12 protein-coding genes and 1 pseudogene are annotated in these 10,590 nt (G+C 38.2%); 9 read left to right on the forward strand and 4 right to left on the reverse strand.

Annotation, left to right across the window (positions count from 1 at the left end):
• The first annotated feature begins 276 nt into the window (after window positions 1-276).
• Both M44_RS16560 and M44_RS26475 read left to right on the forward strand, forming a co-directional pair.
• Window positions 277-1,803 carry a sodium-dependent transporter gene (locus M44_RS16560; RefSeq protein WP_010175410.1) on the forward strand — a complete coding sequence of 509 codons (1,527 nt, stop codon included), beginning with the start codon at window positions 277-279 and terminating at the stop codon, window positions 1,801-1,803.
• Entirely contained in the window at window positions 1,803-1,901 is a 99-nt protein-coding gene (locus tag M44_RS26475; protein WP_010175412.1) for a methionine/alanine import family NSS transporter small subunit, read from the forward strand. Before M44_RS16560 ends, M44_RS26475 begins: the two co-directional genes overlap by 1 nt.
• A gap of 42 nt (window positions 1,902-1,943) precedes the next feature.
• On the opposite strand, the gene M44_RS16570 is transcribed toward M44_RS26475, so the two are convergent.
• A complete protein-coding gene (locus tag M44_RS16570; protein WP_010175414.1) occupies window positions 1,944-2,933 on the reverse strand; it encodes a M23 family metallopeptidase in 990 nt (329 codons plus the stop codon).
• Between the two features lie 215 nt (window positions 2,934-3,148).
• Here M44_RS16570 and lipA point away from each other — a divergent pair, with 215 nt between their 5' ends.
• Entirely contained in the window at window positions 3,149-4,072 is a 924-nt protein-coding gene (gene lipA, locus M44_RS16575) for a lipoyl synthase (RefSeq protein ID WP_010175416.1), read from the forward strand.
• Between the two features lie 36 nt (window positions 4,073-4,108).
• Here lipA and M44_RS16580 read toward each other — a convergent pair whose 3' ends face one another.
• Window positions 4,109-4,837 carry a YhcN/YlaJ family sporulation lipoprotein gene (locus M44_RS16580; RefSeq protein WP_010175418.1) on the reverse strand — a complete coding sequence of 243 codons (729 nt, stop codon included), beginning with the start codon at window positions 4,835-4,837 and terminating at the stop codon, window positions 4,109-4,111.
• A 110-nt stretch (window positions 4,838-4,947) separates the two neighbouring features.
• Between M44_RS16580 and M44_RS16585 the strand changes: the two genes are divergently transcribed.
• Entirely contained in the window at window positions 4,948-5,235 is a 288-nt protein-coding gene (locus M44_RS16585; RefSeq protein ID WP_010175420.1) for a YutD family protein, read from the forward strand.
• 57 nt (window positions 5,236-5,292) lie between these two features.
• Here M44_RS16585 and M44_RS16590 read toward each other — a convergent pair whose 3' ends face one another.
• Entirely contained in the window at window positions 5,293-5,583 is a 291-nt protein-coding gene (locus tag M44_RS16590; RefSeq protein WP_010175422.1) for a hypothetical protein, read from the reverse strand.
• A gap of 111 nt (window positions 5,584-5,694) precedes the next feature.
• Here M44_RS16590 and M44_RS16595 point away from each other — a divergent pair, with 111 nt between their 5' ends.
• Window positions 5,695-6,132: a DUF86 domain-containing protein gene (locus M44_RS16595; protein ID WP_010175424.1), complete on the forward strand. Its 438-nt coding sequence runs from the start codon at window positions 5,695-5,697 to the stop codon at window positions 6,130-6,132.
• Window positions 6,133-6,225: 93 nt separating this feature from the next.
• Complete coding sequence (locus M44_RS16600; protein ID WP_010175426.1) at window positions 6,226-6,990, forward strand: TIGR01457 family HAD-type hydrolase; 765 nt, start codon at window positions 6,226-6,228, stop codon at window positions 6,988-6,990.
• A gap of 137 nt (window positions 6,991-7,127) precedes the next feature.
• Here the strand turns inward: M44_RS16600 and M44_RS16605 are convergent, their stop codons facing one another.
• The gene (locus M44_RS16605) at window positions 7,128-7,628 is read right to left on the reverse strand and encodes a phosphatidylglycerophosphatase A family protein (RefSeq protein WP_029326943.1); all 501 of its coding nucleotides are present in this window, start codon (window positions 7,626-7,628) and stop codon (window positions 7,128-7,130) included.
• Between the two features lie 199 nt (window positions 7,629-7,827).
• On the opposite strand from M44_RS16605, the gene yutH reads away from it, so the two are divergent.
• The 3 genes and pseudogenes from yutH to M44_RS23910 form a co-directional block, all read left to right on the forward strand.
• Window positions 7,828-8,844 carry a spore coat putative kinase YutH gene (yutH, locus tag M44_RS16610; protein WP_010175432.1) on the forward strand — a complete coding sequence of 339 codons (1,017 nt, stop codon included), beginning with the start codon at window positions 7,828-7,830 and terminating at the stop codon, window positions 8,842-8,844.
• A 37-nt stretch (window positions 8,845-8,881) separates the two neighbouring features.
• Window positions 8,882-9,841 (forward strand): 2-hydroxyacid dehydrogenase, encoded by a 960-nt coding sequence (locus M44_RS16615; protein ID WP_010175433.1) that lies wholly within the window; start codon window positions 8,882-8,884, stop codon window positions 9,839-9,841.
• A 135-nt stretch (window positions 9,842-9,976) separates the two neighbouring features.
• Window positions 9,977-10,590 (forward strand): annotated as a pseudogene (locus tag M44_RS23910) (transposase); the annotation flags it as partial.

Here is a 10,590-nt window from a genome sequence, read left to right on the forward strand (position 1 = left end):
CTCCTAACCTCTAAAATCACCCGATAATTCTATTAAATCAATAATTTTTACTAGTATAGTATCTCTCGCAATCATAAATAAAAAAAGCTCATAAAACACTGATCTTACAGTCGATCTAGCGAGGTAAACAATAGTTTTCAAAACTATTAAAATTTTCCGAAATAATACTTTGACTTTTGTCCTATTCATAGGTATACTAACTTACAGATTATATTTAATAATCAGAATATTAAAACTGTTGTTTCGTTACTAGAAAGATTAAAAGGAGGAATGAACATGGAAAACAGACCTCAGTGGGGGACACGTGCAGGCTTTATCCTAGCTGCCGTAGGATCAGCAGTTGGCTTAGGGAATATTTGGAGGTTCCCTGGAGTAGCGTACGAAAATGGTGGAGGAGCATTTTTTATACCGTACTTATTTGCCTTATTAACAGCGGGTATTCCGTTACTTATTCTTGAATTCACCATTGGTCACAAGTATCGCGGCTCGGCACCTTTATCTTACGCACGTGCAAGTAAAGGAAGTGAATGGATTGGGTGGTGGCAAGTAGCCATTTCATTCGTTATCTCGACTTACTATGCAGTCATTATTGCTTGGGCAATGGCTTACGCGTATTTCTCTATTTCTCTTAAATGGAATGAGGGAGATGATACAGTTAGCTTCCTAGTAGGAAATTATTTGCAAACTGGAGAGGCTGGTGCAGTAGGTAGCATAGTACCAGGCGTATTTATTCCCCTATTAATTGTGTGGGCTGTTACACTAGGTGTGTTATTTGCAGGGGTTAAAAAAGGGATTGAACTTGCAAATAAAATCATGATTCCTTTATTAGTGGTCTTATTCTTAATTATAGTTGTAAGAGCCGTTACTCTTGACGGAGCGATGGATGGACTGAATGCTTTCTTCTCTCCTAATTGGGATTTGATTGCGGATCCATCCGTATGGGTTGCTGCGTACGGTCAGATTTTCTTCTCGTTATCTATTGCCTTTGCCATTATGATTACGTATGCAAGCTATCTACCTAAAAAATCAGATATCACAAACAATGCCTTTATTACGGGATTTGCAAACTCTTCGGTTGAATTATTGGCAGGCTTTGGGGTATTTGCTGCTTTAGGATTCTTAGCTGCTCAAAACGGAATTGCCTTTTCAGAGCTTGGAGAAACTTACAGCTTCACAGGGGTTATCTTAGCGTTTGCGGTCTTCCCTGAGATTATTAACCAATTCCCAATTTTAAATGAAGTGTTCGGCGTACTGTTCTTCGCATGTTTAGTGCTTGCTGGATTATCTTCATTAATATCTATTGTGGAAACATTTGTTGCTGGAATTCAAGATAAGTTTAATGTATCAAGAAGTAAGGCTGTACTATTCGGAGGAGGATTATCCGCTATTATCTCTGTATTATTTGCTACTCAAGGTGGATTAAACTTCTTGGATGTTGCAGACGAATGGATTAACCAATTTGGTATTGCTCTTGTTGGATTAGTGGAGGTTATATTCTTTGCTTGGATTGCCAAACAACTTACACCTCTTCAACAATATGCAAATGAAGTCTCAGACATTAAGCTTGGACTATGGTGGAAGGTTTCTTTAGGACTATTAACACCGGTTGTTTTAGGTTATATGATGTACGGAAAAATTAAACAACGTATCGTTGAAGGCTACGGCGGATATGAAGTCGATTTCTTATTCAATTTCGGTTGGTCAGTAGCATTAGGCGCTATATTATTTGGGGTCCTTTTCGCAAATTTAAAATGGCGTAATCAAGTCGACGCTATGGTTGTGAAAAAGAAGGAGGTATCCTAATGGAAGCTAGTGCAATTGTCATGATGATTGTTGGAGTGGTTGTGATTTGGGGAGGTTTAGGAGCTAGCATATTTCATGCGGTTCGTAAATCAAAATAAATAAGAAACAGAGGCAGAATTCGGGTGCTGCCTCTTGTTTTTTTATTTTTTGTTTCTTTCTTGTCTTTCCCAGGCTCGTAAATGCGGATAAGGATCAAACGACCATTCTGTTGCGCCATTATCCTTATACATTCCATAGTGCAAGTGAGGTGGGAATTTCCCAGAAGTACCAGGTGGCCCGTAACCCGTACTACCAACACCACCTATAAGTTCACCAGGCTTGACTACTTGCCCCACTGCCAATCCTTCAGAAAAACCACTTAAGTGAGCGTAATAATGATACGTGTTATTAATATCTCTTATTCCTACACGCCAACCACCGTATCGATTCCAGCCCTTCATTTCTACTATCCCATAACAGGTTGAACGGACCGGAACTCCGTAGTTAGCGAAAATGTCTGTACCTTCATGGATTCTTCGACCACCCCAACCTCTTGCATCTCCCCAAGTGTTTTTGTAACTATAATTAAAGCGAAGCGGAAGAGGAAATGCTTTCTCATCAAGATTAATATGACCATACGTTTTATAAATTTTTGCCTTACCTAAGACGATTCCAACCGTTTTATCCCGGTGATAATGCTCCCACATGGCTATTCTAAAGTTGTCTTCATCTATACCATAGGATAAAATGTGATGGGCCATTGCCATTAACACATCTTCATCATTCCTTCTATCAGCTAGGCCATCTCCGTCCCCATCTTTTCCTATACCATTAAAAAACTGAATGGTTTTTTCATTCGTATCATCAGTGCTAGGATTTAACTGTCCAGCCCATTCTTCTTGTGTGTAATAGATTGAAATAATGGAGGTAGGGTTTTCCACTTCCTTACGAGAAAATCGGAAAGCCCGGTCATACTGATCAATGGCTGCGAAATAATACCAAGGTACTTGAGTAGCAGCCTCCATCTTCTGAAATAATTCCATTCTTTTTTGGTTTCGTTGTTGATCGCTCATTTCTTCTGCTGCAGTAATGTTAAATGGTTTCAATGTAAGCAGTAAAAATAAAACGGTCAGTACTTTGAACTGTTTCAAGGTGTAACCTCCTTTACACGTTGCCCTCTTCAACTTTATTGTGCATCAGCGAGAGTATTTCATTAATCACAATAAATGGAAGGGAGTATAGAATGCTTGTAAGCTCTAATTTAGTATGATAAAGTTTTTAAATGTAAACCCTTTATTAAGTGTACATAAGAGATGCAACCTCTTTGCTTCTAGGTCACTGACTTTTACGAAATGGAGATGAGAAGATGAGCAAAAGAGACGAACATTTACGTAAGCCAGAATGGTTAAAAATAAAGCTAAACACAAATGAAAACTATACCGGTTTAAAAAAACTAATGAGAGAAAATAATCTTCATACGGTTTGTGAAGAAGCGAAATGCCCTAATATTCATGAATGTTGGGGAACTAGAAGAACTGCTACATTCATGATCTTAGGGGACGTCTGTACACGCGCTTGCCGTTTTTGTGCAGTTAAAACGGGTTTACCTAATGAACTTGATTTAGCCGAGCCAGAACGTGTAGCAGATTCTGTTCAGCTTATGAACTTAAAGCACGTAGTTGTAACAGCTGTTGCTCGTGATGATTTAAAAGACGGTGGAGCGTATGTTTTTGCTGAAACGGTACGAGCTATCCGTCGTAAAAATCCATTTACAACGATCGAAGTGCTTCCTTCTGATATGGGAGGAGTGTATGACAACGTAAAAATGTTGATGGATGCAAAGCCTGATATTTTAAACCATAATATTGAAACCGTTGAACGTTTAACTCCAAGGGTGCGAGCACGTGCTAAATATCAACGCTCTCTAGAATTTTTAAGCAGAGCGAAGGAGTTGTACCCTGAGATTCCAACCAAATCAAGTATTATGGTGGGTCTAGGTGAAACGAAGGAAGAGATTATTCAAACGATGGATGATCTTCGTGCACATAACGTAGATATTATGGCAATTGGCCAATATTTACAGCCTTCTAAAAAACACTTGAAAGTACAAAAATACTACTCTCCGGACGAATTTGGTGAACTGCGTGAAATCGCGATGACGAAAGGATTTAGTCATTGTGAAGCAGGACCTCTAGTCCGTTCTTCTTACCATGCGGATGAGCAAGTAAATGCTGCTGCGAAGAAAAGACAGGAGCTTGGTGAACTTGAAGCACAAGGTAACATCAGCTAATGAAAATAGAGGACCCAATTTAGAGGGTCCTCTATTTTAATCCGCCATTTCTTTCGTAAAATCATGTCTCTCAGGATGCTGATCATTTTTCATATGGTCTAAGCTATGGACATCATCTTCACTCATTCCATTTTTCTCATTCATCATTTCACCATTTGGATTCTCTGTGTAGTCCACGTTTTCTCCTTGAGGAGAACTCGTCATCATCATATAGACCACATCGTCAATCTCTTCGTTTACTCCACTCATCGTCGAATTCATTTGTGATATGTTTTCAATGTTTCTTCTCAGCATATCATCATCCGTCACATACACATGGAACCATCTTGGTACAATCGATAATGCAGTTTTCTTCACTTGGTCAGCGACTTCAAATCGTTCTTTCTCGCCTGTTGCATCTGTCTTGTAGGATATTAATACTTCTTCATCTGTAACAAGGGTAGATATATCTTGTACTCTTGGAAGAGTAATGGCCATTTTACCTATTGAATCGGCAATTTCTTCTCGGTCTAAGCTATACATGGTGTCATAGTCTACCGTGTCGCCTTCAATAGGGCTTTTTTGATGCCTAACAAATCCAAAATTGGCTCCATTCTTTTTTACATCGTCAGAGCTATTACTGTTTAAAAGGTCGTTGCGGTTACTTATGTTGACTGTATCTCCCTCTTCAGGTAAGAAGTCATCGTCATTATCAAAAGCAAATGGCTCAGCACATCCTGCTAGACCTATTAAAAGGAGCAAGACTAATCCAAAAGACTTCCACATGTGAAACACCTCCTCACTTATAGAATGACCAGTAGGAGAATAATTCTGTTTAGTAATTCTTGGTGAATTCGGTATAATGGAAATAAGCATAGTAAAGAGGGTGAAACGTCATGATCGAAATCGGACGATTGAAATATGAAATCGTAAAAGAGTTCAGAGATGGATTTAATGAGGATGCTCTTAAAGAGCGTTATAGTGATATATTAGGAAAGTACGATTACATAGTAGGTGATTGGGGTTATGGGCAGCTTCGGTTAAAGGGCTTCTATGAGGATCAAAATCAAAAGTCGACATTTGATACAAAAATTAGTACGGTGAATGATTATCTTCTTGAGTATTGCAACTTTGGTTGTGCATATTTTGTGATAAAAAAAGTAGAAGGCGTAGCTAAAAGGTAGGTAAGGAGATTGACGAGCAAGTAAAATTTATCGTTCAATCTCCATGCACCGTAAACTCTATTTTCCGTATGGCTTTTCTTCATTTTGATGAGGATCATCATGTGTTGGATGGGATGGAGAAATATGCCTTTCCAAGTCTTGATGTAAGTTCTTATTTTCATAATTAAAAGCGCTATAGTAACGTTGACCAGGTTTCCATGGAGTCGATTTATTCTCTACTGGTGTATATTTGCCCCTAGGTGATCCGTATGGACCTTCTGGTAACTGTTCAGGTACGATGAAATTTTTCATGGCTTCCACATTAGAGAAGTCGCTGTATTCTTCATTATTGCGGTCATTTTCTGACACGATTATCACCTCTACTACTAGTATGAGGTAGAACATGGAATATAAAACAGGTGAGATTAGGAAGTTTTAATGTGATACAATAGAATGTAGAGCATGAAAGGAGTCGTCATCATGTATTTTGTAGATCGAGAAAAAATAGAAGGCATCCTCGTCTATTTAGATGGACAAATCGAGCAATTAATGAATCTAAGAGAGCTTGAAACACCAATTGAGATAGCAGCTGCTGAACGATTTGCTCATATGATTATCGAATCCATGTTAGATATTGGCAATAGTATGATTGATGGATTTATTATGCGTGATCCTGGAAGTTATGAAGACATCGTTGACATTTTAGAGGATGAACGGGTCATTCCAAGTGAAGATGCTATCATCCTGAAGGGATTAATTCTTTACCGAAAAAAATTAATACAGGATTATACGGATGTGGATACAAAAATGGTGGTTGAATCATTTCAATCAAGTCAAGAAGTGCTAGAATCTTTTTCAACCCATACACGTACATATTTAACAAATGAATTGGGACCTGTATCTGCTTTTAAAAATTAATCGTGGCGCTTTCACTAGTTGAAAGCGTTTTATTTATTGTGCTAGCTAGGCATCATAAGAATATAAAAATAATAGGAAAAGGAAGTTGGTAACATGAAAAAGTACAAGGGCTATTTAATTGATCTAGATGGAACGATGTATAGAGGAAGCGAAGTAATTAAGGAAGCTGGCGAGTTTGTTGGCAGACTAAAGGCAGCTAATATTCCCTATCTTTTCGTCACCAATAATTCTTCAAGAAGACCTGGACAAGTTGCAGATAAATTAAAGAAATTTGGCATAGATGCTACAGAAGAACAAGTATTTACCACTAGTATGGCTACAGCCAATTATATTGCTAGTCAAAAACAGGATGCTTCTGTGTATATAATCGGAGAAGAAGGAATTCAATCCGCTGTAACAGAAGCAGGATTAACGATGGTGAATGATAACCCCGACTACGTGGTAGTTGGCATAGATCGTTCGATTTCCTATGAAAAGCTAGCGCTTGGATGTCTTGGTGTGCGAAACGGGGCAACGTTTATCTCAACCAATGGTGATATTGCGATTCCAACTGAAAGAGGCTTACTACCGGGTAATGGATCGTTAACATCTGTTATAACGGTTTCCACTCAAACCCAGCCAATCTTTATAGGGAAACCAGAACCCATTATTATGGAACAAGCGCTAAATGTGTTAGGAATTCCTAAAGAAGATGTTATCATGGTAGGCGATAATTATGATACAGATATTATGGCAGGAATCCGCTCTGGTATGGACACGCTGCTCGTTCATACTGGTGTAACAACACCAGAAATTCTAAAAGACAAAGACGTACAACCTACTTGCGTTATAGAATCTTTAGAAGAGTGGGATGTATAAGAAAGTGGGAGTCGAAAATCGACTCCCACTTTTTTATAGTGAACCGTAACCAACCTATTCACCCAGAAAGGGTAAGGACACTTTATTCTGTTTCTCTCTGTACTAGTAGGGTGGTGACCAAGGCCCCTAACCTTTATTTATTCTACATGAGCTCTGCGATGAGCAAGCCTAGAAGAGGCTGCAGCTGCAATAGCGCCAACTATATCATCTAAAAATGTGTGACATTCCCCGGAAGATTTATCATTTAATTTCTGAAGAATTCCTGGTTTTTCTTTATCAATGTACCCGAAGTTTGTAAAACCGATAGAACCATATATATTGACGATGGAGAAGGCGAGCACCTCATCTACACCATAAAGCCCTTCATCTGTTTCTACAATAGACTGAAGAGGCTCTTCTAGCATTTTCTTCTCTGCTAAACGATCTAATTCAATCCCTGTTAAAATCGTATTTTGTACTTCTCGCTTTGTTAATACCCTTTCTACATTTTGTGCACATTCATCTAATGTTAGATTAGGGTGATATTTTTTTTGAAGAAACAAGACTAATTCAGCAATATCCGAAATTTCTACTCCTCTTTCATGAAGCCATCTGCGCGCTGTTTCTTCTGATACATTCATATTAGGTGGCTGATTCATATTTGACATACTGCAATCACTTCTCTTTCTATATTTGATTAGTTGTCTTTAACTTATACGGGATAGCCCTAGTCAAATCCTGCCTATCTTTATATTATTCCCTATGATGTCAATATATTAACTAGAACATACAATACATTTCTAATTTTACTTGTGGTTGCATACATTTAACTGATAAGAGAGTAGAGGAGGGAAGGGTTTGGAAGATATAATAAGTAAATATTTTGGAGTAGAAATGGTGTCTTCTATTAAGGATTCCCAATATCCACGCTATCATGGTAAGGATGGGCTATTATATACCATTGTGAATGTGACCAACACGTCACAGGAATATTTGGTTGAATTATATAAAATGACAGATCATCTAAAGACCTCAGGTGATCTTTACGTCTCATCATTTGTTCAGAGCATAGACAATAAGTTTCTCATTACAAAGGATGACCAAGATTATGTGTTGCTTCAAAACAAAAAACGATTACGGCCCAAGGATAAACAAATAGGAAGAAAGCTAGCAAAGTTCCATTTCAGGGGCCGAGCGATTCAAGATAAAGTGGAATTTACATCGCGAATTGGCAAGTGGCATGAATTATGGGAGAAAAGAGTGAATCAGTTAGAAAATGCTTGTGCTTCTATTGTTCATAGCGGTCCAACTGAAGAATTCGATCGACTAGTTGCCGATGCGTTCCCTTATTATCTTGGCCTTGCTGAGAATGCTATACAGTATTTAGTTGACACAGAAATTGAAGGTGAGCCTGAGAGAGAAGATGCTGGAACGGTTTGTCATGCACGTTTTTCCAATCATTCATGGGGGAAGGAATATTGGATTCGGTTTCCATTTGATTGGGTATTCGATCATGCAAGCCGAGACATTGCTGACTGGATGAGAGCCCAATACTTAACTAGAAATCGCACGTACATTCCTGATATTCAGAAATTTGTACAAGATTATCAAACCATTACCCCACTGTCATCATTTACGTGGAGGTTGACGTATGCACGATTACTATTTCCTCTTCATTTCTTTGAAGTGGTGGAAGAGTATTATACGTCTAAAACGGATCACCATCGTCACGAAATTTCAGATAAGTTAGAAAGATATTTGAAATTCTCAGGAGACTTTGAACGATTTTTAGGTAGCTTTTTTGATATAGTTCAAGTGCCTGTCTATTCAAGGAATATCCCAAGAATTGATTGGCTGTCTACTTCTAATAAATAAATATGGTATCCTTCTACTGTAGAAGGAGTGGATACAATTGAAGATAGTCATCACTAGAAAATTACCAGAAAGATTTATAAACGTTCTACCCTCGTCCATCGAGGTAGTCATGTGGGAGTCAGATCATATCCCCATGCCTAGAGAACAACTACTAGCACAAATAAAAGAAGCAGACGCATTATTAACTGTATTATCTGACCGCATTGATAGAGAATTATTAGCTGCTGCTCCTAGATTGAAAATTGTGTCTAACTTAGCAGTTGGATACGATAATATTGATGTAGGGGCAGCAACAGATTTAAGTATCGTCGTCACCAATACTCCTGATGTGTTAACAGAAACGACGGCCGATTTAACGTTTGCTCTACTTTTAGCTACGGCAAGAAGAATGGGAGAAGGGATGGAATTAGTAAAGGAAGACCAATGGAGAAGCTGGTCGCCGTTCTTTTTAGCCGGTGGTGATGTGCACCATAAGACAGTTGGAATTTTCGGGATGGGAGCAATCGGACAAGCTGTAGCAAGTAGAGCGAAGGGCTTTCAGATGGAGGTTATATACCATAATCGGAATCGGCGCTTAGAAGCAGAAAAAGCTTTAGGGGCAACATATGTATCCTTTGAGGAGTTACTTAGAACGTCTGATTTTGTTGTGTGCTTAGCGCCTTTAACAAAAGAGACCGCAGATATTTTTAACTATGAGGCTTTTAAACAAATGAAGCCAACAGCCTATTTTATTAATGCAGGTAGAGGGAAAGTGGTAGTAGAAGAGGATTTAGTAAAAGCTCTATCAGATAAAAGGATAGCCGGAGCAGGACTTGATGTGTTTAGAGAGGAACCAATTAGAAGTCATCACCCTCTTTTACAGCTGAAAAATGTTGTGGCTTTACCTCATGTGGGAAGTGCCTCGATAGACACTCGAACGAAAATGATTCAACTATGCTTGAAGAATATTGAGAGGGTAGTAGAAGGGAACTCTCCTTTGACACCAGTCAAATTATAAAAAAGGAGCCGAATGGCTCCTCAGGCTGTCGAGAAAATCTCGACAGCCTTTAATAATGTATAAATATTTTAACAAATCACCGCGTTAATATGTTAAAATAGAGATATATAATATATTGATTGGCGGGGATTAACTATGCTAAAACCAAGAGAATTTACGCAAAATGAATATGAATTTGTTTCCATTGATGATATGGTTCCTTCGGACCATCTTCTTCGAAAGATAGATAAATACATTGACTTCTCCTTTATTATTGAGAAAGTTAGGCCTTATTATAGTGAAGAAAAAGGTCGTCCTTCAGACCCTCTTATTCTTTTTAAAATGATGTTTATAGGATACTTATACGGCATTCGTTCAGAAAGAAAACTAGAACAAGAAATTCGGATGAATATGGCCTATCGATGGTTCTTAGGATTAAAGTTTCAAGATCCTATACCACATCATTCAACAATCAGTTGGAATCGTCAAAAACGCTTTAAAGATACAAACGTTTTTCAAGAAATCTTTGATGAAATTGTTCTTCTAGCAATGAATCACAATATGGTAGGAGGACGAGTTCTTTTTACAGATTCTACTCATTTAAAGGCGAATGCGAACAAACACAAGTTCACAAGACAAGAAGTAGAAGTAGAAACCCGTGAGTATATCAACGAACTAAACAAAGCTGTAGAGGAAGACAGAGAACTACAAGGAAAAAAGCCTATTAAAGGATAAAGAGGAAGTGATAGAAACTAAAGAAATACGTGTTA

The organism is Bacillus coahuilensis m4-4 (assembly GCF_000171615.1).
GTDB lineage: Bacteria > Bacillota > Bacilli > Bacillales > Bacillaceae_K > Bacillus_T > Bacillus_T coahuilensis.

Coding starts and splice junctions, on each gene's coding strand:
- M44_RS26475 (WP_010175412.1), top strand. CDS start 1,803: ATGGAAGCTAGTGCAATTGTCATGATGATTGTTGGAGTGGTTGTGATT.
- M44_RS16605 (WP_029326943.1), bottom strand. CDS start 7,628: ATGAATCAGCCACCTAATATGAATGTATCAGAAGAAACAGCGCGCAGA.
- M44_RS16560 (WP_010175410.1), top strand. CDS start 277: ATGGAAAACAGACCTCAGTGGGGGACACGTGCAGGCTTTATCCTAGCT.
- M44_RS16585 (WP_010175420.1), top strand. CDS start 4,948: ATGATCGAAATCGGACGATTGAAATATGAAATCGTAAAAGAGTTCAGA.
- M44_RS16595 (WP_010175424.1), top strand. CDS start 5,695: ATGTATTTTGTAGATCGAGAAAAAATAGAAGGCATCCTCGTCTATTTA.
- lipA (WP_010175416.1), top strand. CDS start 3,149: ATGAGCAAAAGAGACGAACATTTACGTAAGCCAGAATGGTTAAAAATA.
- M44_RS16600 (WP_010175426.1), top strand. CDS start 6,226: ATGAAAAAGTACAAGGGCTATTTAATTGATCTAGATGGAACGATGTAT.
- M44_RS16580 (WP_010175418.1), bottom strand. CDS start 4,837: ATGTGGAAGTCTTTTGGATTAGTCTTGCTCCTTTTAATAGGTCTAGCA.